Origin of the sequence: Paenibacillus sp. MBLB1832 (assembly GCF_032271945.1) — a bacterium.
GTDB classification, from domain to species: Bacteria; Bacillota; Bacilli; order Paenibacillales; family NBRC-103111; genus Paenibacillus_E; species Paenibacillus_E roseopurpureus.
The window spans coordinates 1,496,186-1,516,187 of the sequence record NZ_CP130319.1 but is presented as its reverse complement, the minus strand read 5'-3'; the positions used below and the strand labels follow the sequence as shown (position 1 = coordinate 1,516,187).

The following is a 20,002-nucleotide window of genomic DNA, read 5'->3' as shown; positions in this document are numbered from 1 at the left end:
ATAATACTTACCTTGTGGGATAAGTGGGATTTTCTCCCTTGTCGCCTTTACATTTTAACAAAACTACAAACAAAACACCAATTTAGAGCTTACGCGTTATGTAAGATAATGCGTAAGCCCTTCAAATTAAGAATCAATCGTATGCTGTGAATTTGCGTGTAAAATGGGCAACGTGGAAGATGGCATCGTTCTCTCCAGGGAAATCGGCATTGGGATCACGTTATCGAGCAGATCTATGCCTAACGCTGCAGATAACACTTCTTCAATCGTATCCGCCGCGATCACTTCTACGCCAGGCAAATCCGTGAAGAGCGCTTGCCAATTTTCCTTTGGAATAATGACACGCGTAGCTCCTGCCTGAAATGCCGCCTCAACCTTGGCGACGACACCGCCTACAGGCTTCACTTTGCCGTGAATGCTCATTTCACCCGTCATGGCCAGCTTATTATCTACAGGCACCTTATGTATGGCTGAGGCAATCGCCGTTGCCATAGAAATGCCTGCGGAAGGTCCGTCGATCGGCACACCGCCAGGAAAATTGATATGCAAATCATAATCAGAAGTAGGAAAACCAAGCTTGCGCAGAACGGTAAGTACATTTTCCACAGATCCACGAGCCATACTTTTCCGACGAATGGTCCGAGAGCTGCCACCCATCTCTTCCTCATCCACGACACCTGTAATGTTGAATTTGCCAGTACCTGGGCTCGCAATTGGAATCGCGGTGACTTCAATTTCTAATAATGTTCCTTGATTAGGTCCATACACAGCAAGACCGTTTACAAAGCCGATTTGCGGTTGTGAAGGTACCTTCTTCTCGGGTCTTGGCGGGATTTGCGAGGAGTTCACAACCCACTCAATATCCCCCGCCGTGATCTCATCCCGTTTATCGGTTAGGGCAATTCCTGCCGCTAGCTGAATGACGTTGACGGCTTCTCGACCATTCGTTGCATATTTCATCACAACTTGTACCGCGTCTTCACACTTTTTGAAACCAATTTTATCGAGCGCTTTTCTAGCGATTTCGCCAACCTCACCAGGAAGGAGCGGTCTAAAGAAGATCTCTAGGCAACGCGAGCGAATGGCTGGAGGAATTTCACTAGGAGTCCTTGTTGTCGCCCCGACCAATCGGAAATCAGCAGGCAAGCCGTTCTGAAAAATATCATGAATATAACCTGGTATATTCGTATCTTCTGAGCTATAGTACGCACTCTCCAGGAATACTTTGCGATCTTCTAACACCTTTAATAATTTGTTCATTTGGGTCGCGTGCAATTCACCAATCTCATCAATGAACAAGATACCTCCATGCGCCTTCGTTACAGCACCAGGTTTGGGCTGTGGAATGCCAGCGACTCCCATCGCGCCTGCTCCTTGATAGATAGGATCGTGCACAGAGCCGATCAAGGGATCAGCGATCCCACGCTCATCAAATCGCGCGGTTGTCGCATCAATTTCGGTGAATTTGGAGTCAGGTCGAAAAGGGGAATCTTGATTTTTCTTGGCTTCTTCTAAAATGACGCGCGCAGCAGCCGTTTTTCCAACCCCTGGCGGGCCATAAATCAGCACATGCTGCGGGTTCGGACCGCAAAGTGCCGCTTTTAGTGCCTTTAATCCTTCAATTTGACCAACAATATCCTGCATGGAGGAAGGTCTTGTTTTCTCAGATAACGGCTTTGACAACGAGATCGATCTCAGTTTGCGTAATTTCTCCAGTTCCTTTCTGGATTCTCTATCAACGGCAGATTTATTCGTCTGTTGATTACGTAATAAATTCCAGAAATACAACCCGATTACGACAGCAAAAAACACTTGAATTACCATTAAAACAATACTTAAGCTCATGTGTTGAACCTCCTTAAAGTTTTCTGTAGAAAACTAGCTTCGAAAACATCCGCTTATACACGGTCACTGAATTGCACCTATGAATTATGCCTAATTGCTATAACTTCCATTATTCCCGCGGAAAAGAAGGTTAATCCAATCCATGCAAACTTTTGCATGACGTATGAGAGCCACCTAACGGAAGAAGGATAAGGGGAGATATTGACGCAAAAGGATGTGGCGGGCTTGAAGATTTACTTGTTAATCGTACTATCGCTAATTCTTTGTGTACCAACCTCACAGGCATCAACTCTTGCGGGCGACCCTTTACTCCCGAATGCTGATGTACTGCTGGATGTAGGGCATGGTGGTATCGACAGCGGTACGATCGTCGGCAAGTATGAAGAAAAAGATATGAATCTTGCGATTGCCAAGAAGACGTATAAGGCTTTGACCAAACGAGGGTATCGGGTAATGATCGACCGAACGGAGGACTATGCCCTGAGCGATGATAATCGTTGGTCTTTTGGCGGCAGACATCGTAAAGATCTTGCGCAACGGACAGGCCTCGCCAACGCGCTTAAACCAAGTATAATGCTTAGCCTCCATATCAATTGGGCCAGAAATGCTCGCACCCGCGGACCGCTTGTCATTTATCAAAATCAATCAGACAGCATCCTGCTAGCTAGTCTTCTGCAAGACGCCTTAAATAAAGTGTATGGGACGGAAGAAATTCCTGTACTCGGCAAAAAATATTTCGTCCTCCGATATACCAAAGTTCCTTCCGTCATCGTAGAGCTTGGCTTTCTTTCAAATAAAGCAGATCGCAAACTATTGAATGACAGTCATCATCAAGCCAAATTGGCTAAGGCGATTACACAGGCTGTTGATCAGTATTTCGGTATGACCCATCCGAAGTAAACCTTATTTGACCATTTGAGAAATAGGGACAAACGTTGCTTCCTTTTGAATGGAGGGAATCGCATCCTTAATCACTTGAGCGGTCTTCTTGCCTGGGGGGCCCACATGTCCGATGGCAATCACTTCGTCTTTATCATGAATGAGCCGCTTCAACTTCTCCATTTGCTTACTGATATGACTATACGTATAGAGATCGTCGAAAAACAACTGATTCTCTGCATGCGGGACGCCGCGGGAATCCGCTATTTTGCCGATTAAGGATTTCGGCGTCGTACGACTATCTAGCAGGATGAGATTTCGTTCCTTACAAATGTCAATCAAGATCTTCATCACTCGCTCATCGGCCGTCGCTTTGGAACCCATATGATTGTTAATCCCGATGGCAAAGGGAACATCGTCGATCGCGGCACTGATTCGTTTATGTATTTCCTCGTTGGATAAATCGGTTGTAATCGCGCCTGGGCCCAGCCAACTCCGTTTCCCTCTTACAGGCTCCATCGGCAGATGGAGAATCACTTCCAGACCTCTGTCATGCGCCAATTGGGCATCCTGCTTGGTGGAAGGCAAGAATGGCATCACTGCCACTGTAAAAGGAATTGGAAGTTTTAACATCTCAGCCGTCCCTTCCATGTTATTGCCAAAATCGTCAATGACAATTGCCACCTTCTTCGTTGAAGCACTTATCGGTTGTTGACCGTCCAGACTAGGGTTACTCGCTCCCGCACTCGCAGCATTGACGATTAAACTCGTTCCCATCACCAGGGTAATCGCCGCCTGTCGCAACGCTTTATTCATGAATAATGCCTTCATGCCAATCTCCTCCTGATGCTAAAATGACTTTCCTGAAATCTGGCGAACTTTCCAGTTTCACTCATTATGCTTCGCTTCCCTGCCAAATATGCGCAAACGAAAAAACCGCTACAGACCTCATAAGGTTCGTAACGGTTTTTTATGTGCATATATCATAGTTATAAAAATTAATGATGCTTGCGACCAGGAATTTCTCCTGTTTCTTCATAAGCTTTCACAATGACATCAATTTCTCGTTTCAGCTCTGTCAAAAGCTCAGCTTCTGGCACTTTACGAATCATTTCTCCGTATCGGAAAAGCATCCCTTCCCCGCGAGCACCCGCGATGCCGATATCGGCTTCACGCGCTTCACCTGGTCCGTTAACCGCGCAGCCTAGCACGGAAACTTTGATCGGCACTTTGATTTTCGCGATATAATCCTCAACTTCGTTAGCGATTGAGAATAAATCAATATCGAGTCGACCGCAAGTTGGACAAGACACAAGCGTTGCCGCATTCGTGATAAGACCGAATGTCTTCAACAATTCTCTTGCTACTTTAATTTCTTCAACGGGGTCCGCACTTAATGAAATACGAAGCGTATTCCCTAGACCCATGTTAAGCAAAGTCCCGATCCCTGCTGCGCTCTTCACTGCGCCAGTGAACAGTGTGCCTGCCTCTGTAATCCCGAGATGAAGCGGATAATTGAAAGCTTTTGCTGCTTGCGAATACGCGGCAATGGCCATCGGCACATCGGAAGCTTTGAGCGACACGATAATATCATGGAAATCCAGCTCTTCCAAAATATTAATATGGAACAAGGCACTTTCAACCATGGCTTCTGGTGTTGGATAGCCATACTTTTCAAGCAAATGGTTTTCTAGCGAGCCAGCGTTCACGCCAATTCGAATCGGGATGCCACGCTCTTTACACGCTTTAACTACGGCTTCCACTTTCTCACGGCGCCCAATGTTACCTGGGTTGATACGTACCTTATCAATTCCATTTTCAATCGCAGCAAGCGCTAAACGATGGTCAAAATGGATATCTGAAACAAGCGGGATATGAATCTGCTTCTTAATTTCCTTAATCGCTTCAGCAGCTTCTTTATTGTTTACGGTCACACGCACGATCTGGCAGCCTGCTTCTTCCAAACGAAGAATTTCCGCTACCGTCGCTTTCACATCGGCCGTCTTCGTCGTACACATGCTTTGCATGATGACTTCGTTACTGCCGCCGATCGTTAAGTCGCCTACGCGAACGGGCCTCGTATCTTTTCTATGAAACATGTTGGTTTCTCTCCCCATGACACCAAACATCCTCCGCTCTAGTTCCCAGAAATGGGAACCAGATTGGAGGCTGCGTGATCTTTTATGAAAATATCGCTTACGCGCTTTCTTCCTTCTTCTTGCCAGACGGCTGTGCGCCATCTTTCGTTGTCAATGTAGGCGTAATCTTGTTCTGCACGGTTTCTTTGGTAACGACACAGGAAGATACGTCTGTTCTGGAAGGAACTTCGAACATCACGTCCAGCATAATGCTTTCGATGATCGCTCTCAAGCCGCGCGCTCCCGTGTTACGTTTAATCGCTTCTTTGGCAATCGCATCCAAGGCTTCTGCGTCAAATTCAAGCGAAACGTTATCCATTTCAAGCATTTTCTGATATTGCTTCACAAGCGCATTCTTAGGCTCGGAAAGAATACGTACAAGTGCTGCCTCATCAAGCGGCTCTAGGGTCGAGATAACTGGCAAACGACCTACGAACTCCGGAATTAATCCGAATCTCAAGAGATCCTCTGGAAGGACCATCGATAGGTATTCACCTGGTTTCAAGTCAACTTTCGCACCGTCTGTGCTGAAGCCAATCACTTTCTTACCAATTCTGCGTTTGATAATTTGCTCTAGTCCATCAAAGGCACCGCCGCAAATAAACAGAATGTTCGTTGTATCAATTTGAATGAACTCTTGATGCGGATGCTTACGTCCACCTTGTGGAGGAACGGAAGCTACAGTGCCTTCAAGAATTTTGAGAAGCGCTTGCTGAACGCCTTCACCTGAAACATCGCGTGTAATGGATGGATTCTCGGATTTGCGTGCAACTTTATCAATCTCATCGATATAAATGATGCCGCGCTCTGCTTTTTCCACATCATAGTCAGCAGCCTGGATCAGTTTGAGAAGAATGTTTTCCACATCTTCACCTACATAACCTGCTTCTGTTAAGGATGTCGCATCGGCAATTGCAAATGGCACATTCAAAATTTTCGCCAGCGTCTGAGCAAGAAGTGTTTTACCGCTACCTGTTGGTCCAAGGAGAACGATATTACTTTTTTGAAGTTCAACGTCTTCCAGCTTGTTCTGGGAATTGATCCGCTTATAGTGGTTGTAAACGGCGACAGCCAAGGATTTCTTCGCTTGTTCTTGACCAATGACGTATTGGTCCAAAATGTTGCGGATTTCCTTTGGTTTTGGAACATCTTTCAGATCTAGCTCTTCTTCATGCCCTAGTTCTTCTTCCACAATTTCCGTACAAAGCTCTATACATTCATCACAAATGTAAACTCCCGGGCCAGCAACAAGTTTGCGCACTTGGTCCTGGGATTTTCCACAAAAGGAACATTTGAGTTGGCCTTTTTCATCGTTAAATTTAAACATGGGATCACTCCTTTATTTCAAGTCGTTTCGAGTGATAACCTCGTCGATTAACCCGTATGCCTTCGCTTCTTCAGCGCTCATAAAGTTATCTCGGTCGGTGTCTCTTTCGATCTTTTCAAGCGGCTGTCCCGTTCGGTCCACGTAGATCTGGTTGAGTTTGTTCTTGGTTTTGATAATCCAATCCGCATGGATTTTGATATCGGTCGCTTGACCCCTTACACCGCCGAGCGGTTGGTGAATCATAACTTCAGCATTCGGCAGCGCGTATCGCTTACCTTTGGCTCCCGCTGTCAACAGCAAAGAACCCATGCTTGCAGCCATTCCTACACAAATCGTAGAAACATCCGGCTTAATAAACTGCATGGTATCGAAGATACCCATACCAGCTGTAACGGACCCACCAGGTGAGTTGATATATAAGTGAATATCTTTGTCAGGGTCCTGGGCGGATAAAAAGAGTAGCTGGGCAATGACCAAATTAGCCACATCGTCATCAATAGCGGTTCCGATAAAGATTATGCGGTCCTTAAGTAAACGCGAGTAGATATCGTAGGAACGTTCTCCACGAGCCTCTTGTTCAACAACCATAGGAATAAGACTCATTGTACCAACTCCTTTTGCGGCAATAGCCATGTTCTCTAAATTGAGATTCATTTACAGTTTACCACGATTGAATAACAATGTCATTTTTCTGAAATCAGCTATGTAGGCGGGTAATACATATGTACGATAGATTTTAGTCGTAAATTAGGGTAAAAGAAAGGCACGTTGCTTACGTACGTGCCTTTACTTACCTTATTTATACGGCTGCGGAAACATGCTTGCTATTTTGAAGCAAGAAATCCACCGTTTTTCTGATAACTAAATCGTTGCTAAGACCTTCAAGGCTACCGTTTGAAGCAAACAGTGTGCGAAGCTCAGCAGCTGACTTTTGGTAGGACGGTGCATACTTCTCAAGTTCCGCGTCAACTTCTTCATCGGAAACTGTGATATTTTCTGCAACAGAGATCGCTTCAAGAACAAGGTTGTTACGAACACGCTTCTCAGCATCTTCTTTCATTTGCTCTTTCAATGCGCTCTCATTTTGACCTGAGAATTGGTAGTAGATCTCAAGCGTCATGCCTTGGGAGCGGAGACGTCTTTCGAATTCTTTTACCATGATATCAAGCTCAGCTTCAACCATCGCACCTGGGATCTCTACTTCTGCGTTTGCAGCAGCTTTCTCAACAACAGCTGTTTCAAGTGCAGCTTCAGCATCCTTTTTCTTACGGTCTTGCATACGGTTTTGAAGTTCAGCTTTGTACTCAACAAGTGTATCGTACTCACTTACGTCTTTCGCGAACTCATCGTCAAGCTCTGGCAAGTTTTTGCGTTTGATATCGTGAATTTTCACTTTAAACACAGCTGCTTTGCCTTTCAAATCTTCGGATTGGTAGTTCTCAGGGAAAGTCACGTTAATGTCTTTCTCTTCGCCTTTGCCAAGACCTACGAGTTGATCTTCAAAGCCTGGAATGAAGGAGTTGGAGCCAAGCTCAAGGGAGTATTTCTCTGCTTTACCGCCTTCGAAAGCTACACCGTCAACGAAACCTTCGAAATCAATTACGACTACGTCACCGTTAGCAGCTTGTCCTTCTTCAAGTACAACTAGTTCAGCGTGACGTTGTTGCAAACGAGAAAGCTCAGCGTTCAATTCATCTTCTGAAACTTCAGCGTTTACAGCGTCAACTTCGATACCTTTGTAATCGCCAAGCGTTACTTCAGGCTTAACCGTTACTTTCGCTTTGAACTTCATGACTTGACCTTTACCAAATTGCTCAACGTCTACTTCAGGACGATCAACAGGCTCGATTTTAACCTCTTCAATCGCTTGTACATAAACTTCTGGCAAAATGATATCAATTGCGTCTTGGTACAAACTTTCAACACCGAATTTAGCTTCAAAGATTGAACGAGGCACTTTCCCTTTACGGAATCCTGGAACATTCACTTTCGCTGATACTTTTTTGAATGCTTTATCCAAAGCATCTGCTACGCGCTCTGCGCCAACTTCTACTTCAAGAACGCCAACGTTCTTCTCTATTTTTTCCCAACTTGCTTTCATTTTATGCCTTCCCCTCCAAAAATGTACCTTGACTAATAGTTTTCACGTTAAGCTCATTATAACCATTCTATTATACCATATAACATTTTCATTTCAAGGCACGTTATCTGCCTAAGTCGGATTAGGTGTAAACTGCTTCACAAACGCGCTGAGTACGTTATGCGCCCGCTTCCATTGCAAAGCCATGCCGTCGACTATCCCGTACGTCTCTAGCAATTGTTCACGCTCGCCAGTTCCAAATAATTTTTCCTGCAAAATTGCATGCAGCGCCGAAGCCCACACATCTACCGCGCTTTCTTCCGTTCTAAGCAACTCCGTGTAAATCGACGTCCCGTACGCGTAGGCTAAGAACTCTTGCCAGGTCTGAGATGCGAAGTAGACAAAGTCAGGCTGGCTTATTTCACTAATGTCCCCGACTCTTCGAATCATATCACGAATGCGGGATGGAAAATCTTCCGCGGTGAGGGGTGTCTCCTCAATCTCCACCAGCACGATTTTACCGTTTTTGGGAAATTCGATCATCCCCTGCTCCCCCATTTGTTTCAGCGCTTGCAGCGCCTTGAACTGAATATGCGGATGTCTTGGTCTCTCGCACAGCCATGCCTTCACGAATTGACTGACCTCAGGCTGTTCAATATAGGCCAGTTGGTCTAGAGCATTCACCTGGGCTTCCAACGTACCCTCTTGGAGCATCGTTTTCAGCTTATTGACAAAGGCGCCATCGTCAGCTGCCGTTTTGTCTTGAATATACTGACGCAGCAAGGCGGATTCTTCCTCTGCATCCTCTGCCAACGATTCCGATGATGGAAACATCGTCTCGGGAAACATCGTGAGCAGCCAGTGACGCAGCGCTTCCCATTGGTCGGATTTATCCCGATCGACGCCTGGAAACTGCAAAAGAAAAGTTAGCATCTCGAGCGCTTCTTGATACCGTTCTGCCCGCAGCAGCTTGGTAAGTTCGTCTTCATAGAACTTTTCAGTTTTCGGAAAAAGAATAACATTATCCAAAGATGGATCAGACAAAGGGATCACCTCGGTTCGTGGTCTCGCTTGTGACAGTTTACTCCATCATCCATGGGATTGCAAAAATTAATCTGAAATGAAGTGTTGACTTCGTATAAAACGTTATGATATTATAACTCTTGCTTCGCCAAACGGATCTCGTCCAGGCGGTAAGAAGTGAGGTATGTCTCAGTAGCTCAGCTGGATAGAGCACACGCCTTCTAAGCGTGCGGTCGGGGGTTCGAATCCCTCCTGGGACGTTTGCAAGACAAGAGATCGCGAGAAATCGCGGTCTCTTTTTGCATTTGTAGACGTGTTAGGAGCGTTCAGCAGCAGGCGCCTAACAAAAAGTCTTTGCATGATCTTCGAATTCATGTATAGTATTCACAATTGCATATTGTGGGAATAGGTGCTCTTGATCGTTTACTACGACTAGAGCTTAAAAGGGAAGTTCGGTGCAATACCGACGCGGTCCCGCCACTGTAACAGAGGAGTCCGACGCTGCTTAAGCCACTGATCAAACGATTGGGAAGGCAAGCGTAGGACGACGATTCTGGAGCCAGGAGACCTGCCTGTTCTGACAGCACTGATTTACCTACGGGAGATAGGGAGGTGTTAGAGATCGTAACCACTGTACACACATACACGGGGTATCTTTAACCTTTTCCAACAAGGTTAGAGATGCCCTTTTTTTTGCATGAAAAGCAAGCTAGAACGGTTAAACAAATGGAGGAGGCCACCACATGTGCGCATTGTTAAGCAGTAATTTAGGATACCCAAGAATTGGTGAAAATCGGGAATGGAAGAAGGCGCTAGAGGCTTTCTGGGCAGGCAAGCTGGAGGAAGGCGAATTCACACAGCAGATTGAGGCGATTCGACTGAACAATCTGCGAGTCCAGCAGCAGAAAGGGATTGACCTGATCCCTGTCGGTGACTTCAGCCTGTACGATCACGTGCTGGATACAGCCACGATGTTCGGCATTGTTCCGAAGCGTTTCCCGTATGAAGGAGGCGAAGTTCCCCTCTCCACGTACTATGCCATGGCGCGCGGCAGTCAAGGCGCAACAGCTTGTGAAATGACCAAATGGTTCAATACGAATTATCACTACATTGTACCCGAGCTGCAAGATGTGCAGCCCCAGCTCACCATCAACAAACCGCTTCAAGCGTATCGCGAAGCGAAGCTTCAGCTCGGCATTCAAGGCAAGCCAGTTCTACTGGGGCTATTCACGTTCTTGAAACTAGCAAAAGGTTATCAGCCAGCTGAGATTGATCAGTTGATCAGTGCTTTCTTGCCTCTCTATGTGCGCATCGTTACTGAGCTTGAGGAAGAAGGCGTAGAATGGCTGCAAATCGACGAGCCAATCCTGGTTCAGTCCTTGAGCGATGCCGATATTAGCCGAGTAAGCAGTATCATTGCTACACTGACTGCCGCAGCGCCAAAATTGAAGATCGTGCTTCAAACGTATTTCGATGCCGTTGAACACTACCAAGCGATTAGCCAACTGCCTGTACATGTGATCGGCCTGGACTTCGTCCATGGATTTGAATTGAACTGGAAAAACATTCAAACATACGGCTTCCCTGAAAATAAATTATTAGGCGTTGGCCTCGTGGATGGCCGCAATATTTGGCAATCGGACTTGCAGACGCAGTTGGAATTCCTTGATCATTTATCTGCAATTGTTCCTTACGAACGGATGCTGTTGCAACCATCCTCCAGTTTATTGCATGTTCCGGTTTCCAAACGCAAGGAAACCAAATTAGCGCCCGTCTTGCGTGATGCGCTTGCTTTCGCGGAAGAGAAGCTTGCTGAACTCACCATCTTGAGTAAAGCCACCCAACATGGACAAGATTTCGTCCAATTGGAATTGGACATGAATCAAACGGTCATTACAAAGCTCAATGCATCTTCGTACCGGAACAAACCGGAAGTCCAACTGGCAGTAGCTAACCTACAACAGCAGCCATCCACAAGAAATAGCGATTTCGCTTCGCGTAGAAGCCTACAGGCTGCGAAATGGCAGCTGCCTTTTCTGCCAACAACCACGATCGGTTCGTTCCCGCAAACAACGGAAGTCCGTAACGCGAGGAAAAATTGGAGAAGCGGCGAATGGACACCTGCGCAGTACGAAGCGTTCATTCAAGAGCAAATCTCTGAATGGATTCTTTTACAAGAAAAGCTTGGTCTAGATGTGCTGGTTCATGGCGAGTTCGAGCGAACGGATATGGTTGAATTTTTCGGAGAGAAGCTGGACGGGTTCGCTTTTACATCCAATGGCTGGGTGCAGTCTTATGGTTCCCGTTGTGTGAAGCCGCCTGTCATTTTCGGGGATGTGTCCTTTGTTCAGGAGATGACTGTCAAAGAAACGAAATACGCACAGTCGTTGACGAGTAAGCCCGTAAAAGGCATGTTGACAGGCCCAATCACGATTTTGAATTGGTCCTTCGTTCGAAGCGACATCACTCGCGAACAGGTTGCTTATCAAATCGCTTTGGCGCTGCGTCAGGAAGTAGAAGCTTTGGAACAAGCCGGGATTGAGATGATTCAGGTCGATGAACCTGCTTTGCGTGAAGGCTTGCCTCTTAAGAAAAAGGACTGGCAGGCGTACTTGGACTGGGCTGTTCTTGCGTTCCGCTTATCGACATCTACAGTGAAGGACGGTACGCAAATTCATACCCACATGTGCTATTGTGAGTTCCATGATATTATCGACGCTATCCGTGCCCTGGATGCCGATGTTATCTCCATTGAAACCTCCAGAAGCCACGGAGAGCTGATTCACAGCTTCGAGGAGCATGTGTATGATCAAGGCATCGGGCTGGGCGTCTATGATATCCACAGTCCGCGCGTTCCTTCTGTTACAGAGATGGTCGAGATGATTGATCGTGCGCTTCAGGTGCTTGAGCCAGAGCTATTCTGGATTAATCCAGACTGCGGGTTAAAAACAAGAGGAAAACAAGAAACCATTTCCGCCCTCGAGGTTATGGTTGAAGCAGCAAAGCGGATTCGAGCCAGCCGTAGCCAATTGATATCTTTATAGAAAAACCCTTGCTGGGAGCCAGCAAAGGTTCATTATAGAGTTTATTAAACATGCGGCCTGTTCGGTGGCAGATGACCAGGCTCTGTAGAGTCCAGATTCGATTGTATACGGGAAGATTGCTTGGAGTGATCGATGGTACTTTGTATTCTTTGACTCATACTTTTCTTTTTACCCATGTGGCTATAACAACTCCTTTTATGTCATAGGATGAACGCTATCCTAGTATGGAGGATTTAGATTCACGTTATGCTAGTTAACCCCACCAATAAATGCCATATGATGAGCCTGCAGGGATTGAATCCCTGCAGGCTCTTGTTCATGCCATAAGACGTTAGTGCATGTTATGAGGCAAATTTTTACCTGGATGACCGTCACCTTGCGTCCTTTTATTCTTCTCGGCTTTCCTCTGCTTCTCATGCAGCTTGCTAATGAAATGACTATCCATGAGCACTCGCCTCCTGAATAAAGAATGGCATTACCTCTATAGAATGTCACGCGGCATCTAAATTTAGTCAGCTTCCTCACAAAAACCGCGTCCCGCTTGCAACTGCCGTCTTCTGGACAGACATTTAAAACCTTCCATGTGCATACCCTTTATCATTATGCTCTCTTCACGAAGAAAGGAAGGAACGTCTATGTGCGGAATAACGGGTTGGATAGATTGGCGGAAAGACTTGACCGGGTACCCGTCCATTCTAGAAAATATGACGGAAACGCTCCACCTGCGTGGACCCGATGCTTCGGGCACTTGGATTTCGCAGCACTGTGCCCTCGGACACCGGCGTCTAAGTGTCATGGATCCTGAGAACGGCGCTCAGCCGATGATCCGCAAACAAGGTGATTATACGTATACCATCGTATATAATGGCGAACTTTATAACGCACCTGAGCTGAAAAAAGAGCTCGAGCTTCGCGGCCATCAGTTCCGCACCACTTGTGACACAGAAGTGCTCTTGGTCGCATTTATCGAGTGGGGAGTCGCTTGCGTGGATCGGTTGAACGGCATCTTCGCCTTCGCGGCCTGGAATGACCAAGAACAGTCACTGACACTCGTTCGTGACAGACTCGGCGTAAAGCCGCTTTTTTATTCTCATCAGGATAGTGTGCTTCTCTTTGGTTCAGAACCGAAAGCAATCCTCGCTCATCCTGATTTCAAAGCGGAGGTTGGCGCGGAAGGGTTCGCTGAAATTTTCGCCGTTGGGCCGGCACGGACGCCTGGACATGGGATTTATCGGAACATGTCTGAGCTCAAGCCAGGTCAATTTGCCATTTTTGATAGGAATGGACTATCCGTTCGTACGTATTGGAAGCTTGAAAGCCATGCGCACGGCGATGATATTGATGCTACCGCGGCTCAAGTTCAACAATTGTTACGTGACACTGCGCAGCGTCAACTCGTTTCAGACGTTCCGATCTGCACACTCCTGTCAGGTGGGCTCGATTCCAGCGCGCTTACAGCTCTGGCTGCGGCGCATTACCAGGAGAGCGGGCAAGGTCCGCTTCATACCTTCTCCGTCGATTACAAGGATAATGATAAGCATTTCAAAGCTAATGTGTTTCAACCCAACTCCGATGCGCCATGGATTAAGCGGATGACCGACCATTTGGGCACGGAGCATCATTACATTGAGTTCGACACACCCGAGCTCGTTGAATCGCTTAAAGCCGCTGTTCTAGCCCGCGATACGCCAGGAATGGCAGATGTGGATGGCTCTCTCTATTTATTCTGCCGCGAAATCAAGAAGGAAGCCACCGTTGCGATTTCAGGAGAGGCAGCCGACGAAATATTCGGTGGCTATCCGTGGTTCCATAGCGAAGAAGCCTTGGAAGCAAACACCTTCCCTTGGTCCTTGAAGCTGCCGAGTCGCGTCGACTTGCTTGCGCCAGATTTCATTGATTGGATTAAGCCAGTCGAGTATGTGGAAAATCGCTATCAGCAAGCCTTAAGCGAGGTGCCTCGCTTAGCAGGAGAAACGAAGAGCCAGAATCGGATGAGGGAAATGTCCTATCTGAATATTACACGGTTCATGCCTACACTTCTCGATCGTAAGGATCGTATGAGTATGGCAGTTGGACTCGAGGTCCGGGTTCCATTCTGCGATCACCGTTTAGTGGAATATGTGTGGAACATTCCGTGGGAAATCAAAACTTCGGGAGACCGTGAAAAAGGCATACTGCGTAAAGCGCTGCGCGGCGTTCTCCCTGAAGATGTGTTGACGAGGAAGAAGAGTCCTTATCCTAAAACACATAATCCCAATTATTTAACTGCTGTGCGCAAATGGGTGTTGGAAATTTTGGATGATCCCACATCTCCGCTCCTGCCTTTTATCGATGTCAAAAAGATTCGCGCACTGGCCTCCTCGGATGCCAATGACTTCAACCTCCCGTGGTTCGGCCAATTGATGACAGGACCGCAGTTATTCGCGTATTTGGCCCAAGTGGATATGTGGCTGCGTACGTATCACATTTCCATTCGGTAAAAAAGACCTGCATGACGTCAATGACGTACGTGCAGGTCTTTCATTTTAGGTTTGATCAGGAAGCTGGTCCAGAAACTTGCGCAGCGCTTTAGCACGATGGCTCATTTCGTTTTTTTCTTCTACAGTAAGCTCCGCCATAGTACGACCAAGCGTAGGGATGTAGAACAACGGATCATAGCCGAAGCCGCTTTCTCCCCGACCCTCTTGGATAATGTACCCTTGGCACACATCCTCAGCTTCAATCACTTCATTGGCGACAGGATCAATCAAGGTAAGCGCGCATACAAAGGATGCCTCGCTCAGCATCTTAGGATGTCCGTCCTGTTCAGCAGGTGCATGCTCCTCACCGAGTTCTAGTAAAGCTTGCAATAACCTGGCGTTGTTATCAGCATCCGTCGCATTCTCACCAGCATAGCGTGCTGAATACACACCTGGCGCCCCACCGAGCGCTGCAACGCATAATCCTGAATCATCGGCCAGTACAGGTACATGGAGATGTGCCGAAATAATTTGCGCTTTGATACGGGCATTTTCTGCAAAGGTTGTACCGCTCTCAACAATTTCGGGTAGATCTGTATAGTCCGCCAAACTTCGAACCTTGTAGCCTTTGGCCTCAAAAAGCTTGGCAAATTCCTTGACCTTACCTTCATTTCTCGTTGCAATGACGACAAAATTACTGGGAAGCCGCATGCTGTGCACCTCGAATACGATCAGCAATCGGACCCAATACGCCCGCTTGCACCTCGATCATCGTTTGAATACCCGATTCCGCCAAGGCGAGCAGTTCATCCAATTCCTTGCGGGAAAACGGCGCATCTTCACCTGTTCCTTGCACTTCCACGAATTGACCTTGCCCGGTCATGACAACGTTCATATCCACTTTCGCCTTGGAATCTTCTTCATAATTCAGATCCAGTTTCGGCGTATCACCGATGACACCAACACTGACTGCAGCGAGGAAATCATTGATCGGGAACTTCGCTAGATGCTTATCTGTCGCGAGCTTATTGATCGCAAACGCCATCGCTACGAAAGCACCTGTAATGGAAGCTGTACGAGTACCCCCATCAGCTTGAATCACATCACAATCAAGAGTAATGGATCTCTCGCCTAACGCTTCCAAATTCACAACGGAACGTAAAGCCCGCCCGATCAAACGTTGGATTTCCATCGTACGTCCGCCAAGCTTACCTTTCGCCGCTTCACGTTGATTCCTAACTTGAGTTGCCCTCGGCAACATAGAATATTCAGCCGTGACCCAGCCTTTACCTTGCCCTTTCATAAAAGGAGGAACACGTTCCTCGACGGTTGCGGTGCAAATGACTTTCGTATCCCCGACCTCAATAAGCACCGAGCCTTCAGCATGTTTTATATAATGAGGGGTAATTTGCATCGGTCGCAGTTCTTGATCCGTTCTTCCGCCAATTCTCATCAATGTCTTTCTCCTCCTGTAACTTCCATCAGAAACACTAGTCCTTAAGCCCCATTGTAATGTAGTACAGCCCTTTTGTAAAAGCCCCTGTAAAACATCTTGGAAACCTAATACTAATTTAAGTTTCATTCATCTGCAAGTCTTGAGGCGGGATGCCGTAAATGAGTAAAGCTGCGTGATGATTCCCCTTCTCGAGCAGAGAACCAATCACGCAGCTTTCATGGGTATCTTAAGCTGTTACATTTTCGAAGGGTTAATGTGGGAAGGACGAAGCACAGGCTTGCTATAGTTTTGATTGTCGGTTGACGTTATTTTCACAGCGCCATCCACCTTAATCTGCACTTGCTTGTAAGCCGTGTTCTCTGTCAAAGACAAGATGACCGATTGCAGCGCATCGCCGGAAGCTTTCTGATCCGCACCTAGCAGTTTATTGGAAAAGTCTACGGTAATAAGTCCTTCTGTCGGCTTAATGCTCTTCACTTCCGTTCCCGTATTGAAAACGGCGCCAAGCCCCTTCTTGAGGTCAGGCCCTTTGATCAATTGATCAACGACCGTCTGCGCGATATTTTCTGTTCGTTTCACAAGACGTGTCACAGGCACATAATATTTGTAGTCTTGATCGTTTTTACTTAAGAAGTAAAGCGTTACAGGTGTTGACTGGCCAAATTCCGCATCCTCCGCCTTCTCCAAGTTAATCCCCATGGTGCGAGCTAAAGGTGTGTCCAGCGGCGTTTTGCCCTTCGGCATCTCTTTCAAATCCTTGCCGTCTACACGCAGTTGTACCTTCTCAACGGTAGGGAAATTCGTCAGGTTCCACGTGATCGCCTCGAGCAGCTTGCGCTCATCCTTCACATCATAGGTAAGGAACTCTTTCGAGAAATCCACCGTCGCCTGCTTATCTTTAATATTCAGAGAGATAACTTTCGTGCCTTTAGGCAGCAGTCCTTGGAAGCCAGCAGGCAGCAAGCTTGTTTCTGGTCCGCCGTCTACCATGTACTCCAGTGTTGTTTTGGCTACGGAAACCGTTTTGGGCAGGGCAATACTTACTGGCGTCACAAAGCCCTTGGCGTCTTTCACAAAAATGGTCATCTGTGAAGTAATCTCATCGGACATGTCAACGGTAACCGAAGCTGAAGTCGTCTTCGCGTCAACATCCGTCGTTGGAGGCGCATCGATGTCCGTCTTCTTTCCAGTGCCCAAAATCGAACATCCTGTGGTCAGCAGAACAATCACTCCAGCTAAAGCGGCTGAACGAATCCAGTGTTGATGTTTCATTGCTTATTTCCTCCCTCGAGTTTGGCTAATGGCATGGCCTGTACGATGCTTTTTCGTATTACTATGTATACGGGGCTTGGTCCGATTTATAACTACTTTTTGTCCACCTTTTAAAATATAGATCCCCGCCGTCCACGTTCTTCCATCTTCGTCATTCCTCTTTCATATGGTATACTGAAGATCAGCTTTAGTTTCACATGGAGGTGCTTGTGATGAGAACATTTCTGAAAGAGAAGACCCTGATTTTCAACGAATTTCGCGAAGAGGTTTTCAGCCATTATCCGCAAGCTGTCATTGAAGAGGCCGTTGCCAGGCTGCTCGTTGAAATTAAAGGCATAAAAAAAATTCCAACTGAATTGATCACAACCACCCTCTTAGGTGTCCTAAGCAAAACCGAAACCTTCAATGTCATGTCTACATTGATGGAACTTCAGAAAAAAGTGAAGCATGATGTCGAGCTGCTAGCGAGCATGAAAGATCCTGCTTACAATGTGCATCGTACGATCGCCATGTCAATCTGTGGCTTGTATGGAAGCGGCGCAATTTCCTTATTCGGCTTCATCGATTGCAAGTTCCGGTTCTTTTTTCCGACCAAACGCCCGAAATCCTTCATATCCAAGGGGATTTGCGCGATTGTCGCATCAACGGCCTCTGTCATTATTTCAGATAGTGTCAAAATCGACTATACGAAGCGCAACTTGCAATTGTTAGAAGCCAGAGGCGTACTGTTGGATGATATGGTCGATATTCTTGACCAGCTCCAACGTCCGTATAATCCTGATATGCCGCGGAGTATTTGTGAGGACAATATCCTAGCTGTTCTGCGTAAACAACAAACGTTTCACGCCCTTCAACTTGCCATCAAAATCGATACAGCGGTCGAAGCCAAGGAATTCAATCCTCAATATAATCACATCGTAGGTAAAGACGAAGGGCTCTTCGGAGTCGATGAAAGTATTGCAACCGCTGTCCCGCTCATGTACGGCACGATTGCGCTCACCAACTTCGGTTATTTGGATAAAGAGAAAATCGGAATTATCGATAGGCTCGACAGCGACCATGAAGATGGCAAATGCAACACTTTTATTGATGATATGGTTTGCGGCATTGTGGCAGCCGCTTGCGGAAGGTTAGCGCATAATCATACGCCGACGTTTAGTAAACCTGTGAAGTGATGGGTGTTGGGAATTGAGAAAACCAGGAGTGGCCGCAAGTTGTATATTGTACAACATGCTGGGCTGAAATGAGGCTATTTTGGCGTGGATGTTGTATTTGTGCAGCATTTTCGTTGGAAATGTGGAGTTGGACTAGTAAAAGCGCCAATATTGTTGTATTGCGTACAACATGGATTGCGAGATGTGCCTTACAAAGGATAAAATGTTGTAGTTTTTGCAATATGGAGCACCGTCGTCTTTGCTTAACTCGATTACTCTACTCTGAATCGCAAACTTGCTAAACCAAACACCCCTCCAACGACTATCCGTTGAAGGGGTGTTTCTGTCTATGTATTCGCGACGTAGGTCACGTGCTCCGCTTGCGGGTCCACCTGCCGGATGCGGCCTTCCGCTTCCAGCAGGATCAAATGCGCGATCGTCTCCGACAGCGCGAATCGCAGCTGGTGCACGCTCAGCCGGTCGCCGAACGTCGCCCGGCACACCTCATAAGCGCTCTGCGGCGCGCTTAACTGCCCTTCCATGAGCGCGAGCCGCTCATGGTGATGGCTCACCAGCTCCGCTGCGCGGGCGCTGAAGCCCTGCCATGGCTCCCGGTGTCCCGGGTACGCCATGGCAACCTGCAGCCTGCCGATTTCCTGCAGGCTGCTCAAGTACGCGCCGAGCGGGTTTTCTTCCACCTCCGGGAGGAAGGAAACGTTCGGCGATATTTGCGGCAGAACGTGGTCGCCGCAAAAGATCACCTGCGCCTCAGCGTCGTAGAAGACGAGATGCCCCGCGGCATGGCCAGGGGTCTCGATGGCTTCGTAGACGCGGTCGCCGAGGCGCACAGGCCCTTCGCGCAGCAGCGTGACCTGCGGCTGCGGCGAAACGAGCTGGACGAAGTCACTCATGTGCTTCGTCATCTCGTCCAGCCCGGCTTCGGGGAAGCCGTGCCGGGCGAAGAGCTCCAGGAGCAGCGCTGACATCGGCTGCTCCGCCCCCCACAAGAGCTGCACTTGCGCGTACCCGGTCTCCGAGAGGAGAACCGGCGCGCCCGTGCGCTCCTGGAACCAACCGGCCATCCCGTAATGGTCGGGATGGTGGTGGGTGAGCACGATTTGTTCCACGTGCTCGAAAGCAATCCCTTGCTCCGCCAAAACCTGGAGCCAGAGACCCTCCGCTTCAGGGGTGTGCAGCCCTGGATCGATGACCGTGTAGCCTTGGCTGCCACGGATCAGATAGGCATTCACCCAGCGCAGCGGAAAAGGGAGCGGTACTTTGACTTGCGTTATTTCATCCGTATGTATCGTTACAACGTTCATTCC

Annotated in this window: 16 protein-coding genes, 1 tRNA gene and 1 riboswitch; of the genes, 5 read left to right on the top strand and 12 right to left on the bottom strand. The window is 47.5% G+C overall.

Features of this window, described 5'->3' with window-relative positions; all coding sequences use genetic code 11:
- Positions 1-126: 126 nt before the first annotated feature.
- Positions 127-1,845, bottom strand: coding sequence for an ATP-dependent protease LonB (gene lonB / locus MJB10_RS06860; protein ID WP_314802882.1), 1,719 nt, complete (start codon positions 1,843-1,845; stop codon positions 127-129).
- Positions 1,846-2,046: 201 nt separating this feature from the next.
- Between lonB and MJB10_RS06855 the strand changes: the two genes are divergently transcribed.
- Complete coding sequence (locus MJB10_RS06855; protein WP_314802881.1) at positions 2,047-2,745, top strand: N-acetylmuramoyl-L-alanine amidase family protein; 699 nt, start codon at positions 2,047-2,049, stop codon at positions 2,743-2,745.
- 3 nt (positions 2,746-2,748) lie between these two features.
- On the opposite strand, the gene MJB10_RS06850 is transcribed toward MJB10_RS06855, so the two are convergent.
- The 6 genes from MJB10_RS06850 to MJB10_RS06825 all read right to left on the bottom strand — a co-directional run bounded on the left by MJB10_RS06850 (position 2,749) and on the right by MJB10_RS06825 (position 9,298).
- Positions 2,749-3,555 carry a divergent polysaccharide deacetylase family protein gene (locus MJB10_RS06850; protein WP_314802880.1) on the bottom strand — a complete coding sequence of 269 codons (807 nt, stop codon included), beginning with the start codon at positions 3,553-3,555 and terminating at the stop codon, positions 2,749-2,751.
- Between the two features lie 167 nt (positions 3,556-3,722).
- Entirely contained in the window at positions 3,723-4,823 is a 1,101-nt protein-coding gene (gene ispG, locus MJB10_RS06845) for a flavodoxin-dependent (E)-4-hydroxy-3-methylbut-2-enyl-diphosphate synthase (RefSeq protein WP_314802878.1), read from the bottom strand.
- A 97-nt stretch (positions 4,824-4,920) separates the two neighbouring features.
- A complete protein-coding gene (gene clpX, locus MJB10_RS06840; RefSeq protein ID WP_314802875.1) occupies positions 4,921-6,189 on the bottom strand; it encodes an ATP-dependent protease ATP-binding subunit ClpX in 1,269 nt (422 codons plus the stop codon).
- A gap of 12 nt (positions 6,190-6,201) precedes the next feature.
- Entirely contained in the window at positions 6,202-6,792 is a 591-nt protein-coding gene (gene clpP, locus MJB10_RS06835) for an ATP-dependent Clp endopeptidase proteolytic subunit ClpP (RefSeq protein WP_314802873.1), read from the bottom strand.
- Between the two features lie 196 nt (positions 6,793-6,988).
- On the bottom strand, positions 6,989-8,290 hold the full coding sequence (tig, locus tag MJB10_RS06830; RefSeq protein ID WP_314802872.1) for a trigger factor: 1,302 nt from the start codon (positions 8,288-8,290) through the stop codon (positions 6,989-6,991).
- Positions 8,291-8,401: 111 nt separating this feature from the next.
- Positions 8,402-9,298: a hypothetical protein gene (locus tag MJB10_RS06825; protein WP_314802870.1), complete on the bottom strand. Its 897-nt coding sequence runs from the start codon at positions 9,296-9,298 to the stop codon at positions 8,402-8,404.
- Positions 9,299-9,478: 180 nt separating this feature from the next.
- On the opposite strand from MJB10_RS06825, the gene MJB10_RS06820 reads away from it, so the two are divergent.
- Positions 9,479-9,552, top strand: a tRNA-Arg gene (locus tag MJB10_RS06820).
- 130 nt (positions 9,553-9,682) lie between these two features.
- Positions 9,683-9,882, top strand: a riboswitch (cobalamin riboswitch).
- A 153-nt stretch (positions 9,883-10,035) separates the two neighbouring features.
- The gene (metE, locus tag MJB10_RS06815) at positions 10,036-12,336 is read left to right on the top strand and encodes a 5-methyltetrahydropteroyltriglutamate--homocysteine S-methyltransferase (RefSeq protein ID WP_314802868.1); all 2,301 of its coding nucleotides are present in this window, start codon (positions 10,036-10,038) and stop codon (positions 12,334-12,336) included.
- Positions 12,337-12,667: 331 nt separating this feature from the next.
- Here metE and MJB10_RS06810 read toward each other — a convergent pair whose 3' ends face one another.
- Positions 12,668-12,781 carry a DUF4023 domain-containing protein gene (locus tag MJB10_RS06810; RefSeq protein WP_314802866.1) on the bottom strand — a complete coding sequence of 38 codons (114 nt, stop codon included), beginning with the start codon at positions 12,779-12,781 and terminating at the stop codon, positions 12,668-12,670.
- 190 nt (positions 12,782-12,971) lie between these two features.
- Between MJB10_RS06810 and asnB the strand changes: the two genes are divergently transcribed.
- Positions 12,972-14,816: an asparagine synthase (glutamine-hydrolyzing) gene (gene asnB, locus MJB10_RS06805; protein WP_314802864.1), complete on the top strand. Its 1,845-nt coding sequence runs from the start codon at positions 12,972-12,974 to the stop codon at positions 14,814-14,816.
- Between the two features lie 45 nt (positions 14,817-14,861).
- Here the strand turns inward: asnB and MJB10_RS06800 are convergent, their stop codons facing one another.
- The 3 genes from MJB10_RS06800 to MJB10_RS06790 all read right to left on the bottom strand — a co-directional run bounded on the left by MJB10_RS06800 (position 14,862) and on the right by MJB10_RS06790 (position 17,523).
- Positions 14,862-15,506 (bottom strand): XTP/dITP diphosphatase, encoded by a 645-nt coding sequence (locus tag MJB10_RS06800; RefSeq protein WP_314802862.1) that lies wholly within the window; start codon positions 15,504-15,506, stop codon positions 14,862-14,864.
- Positions 15,490-16,248: a ribonuclease PH gene (rph, locus tag MJB10_RS06795; RefSeq protein WP_314802859.1), complete on the bottom strand. Its 759-nt coding sequence runs from the start codon at positions 16,246-16,248 to the stop codon at positions 15,490-15,492. Before rph ends, MJB10_RS06800 begins: the two co-directional genes overlap by 17 nt.
- Before the next feature lie 237 nt (positions 16,249-16,485).
- Entirely contained in the window at positions 16,486-17,523 is a 1,038-nt protein-coding gene (locus tag MJB10_RS06790) for a GerMN domain-containing protein (protein WP_314802856.1), read from the bottom strand.
- A gap of 212 nt (positions 17,524-17,735) precedes the next feature.
- Here MJB10_RS06790 and MJB10_RS06785 point away from each other — a divergent pair, with 212 nt between their 5' ends.
- Positions 17,736-18,698 (top strand): phosphatidylglycerophosphatase A family protein, encoded by a 963-nt coding sequence (locus tag MJB10_RS06785; protein ID WP_314802853.1) that lies wholly within the window; start codon positions 17,736-17,738, stop codon positions 18,696-18,698.
- A 326-nt stretch (positions 18,699-19,024) separates the two neighbouring features.
- Here MJB10_RS06785 and MJB10_RS06780 read toward each other — a convergent pair whose 3' ends face one another.
- Positions 19,025-19,999, bottom strand: a complete 975-nt coding sequence (locus tag MJB10_RS06780; RefSeq protein ID WP_314802851.1) for an MBL fold metallo-hydrolase — start codon at positions 19,997-19,999, stop codon at positions 19,025-19,027.
- Positions 20,000-20,002: the final 3 nt, after the last annotated feature.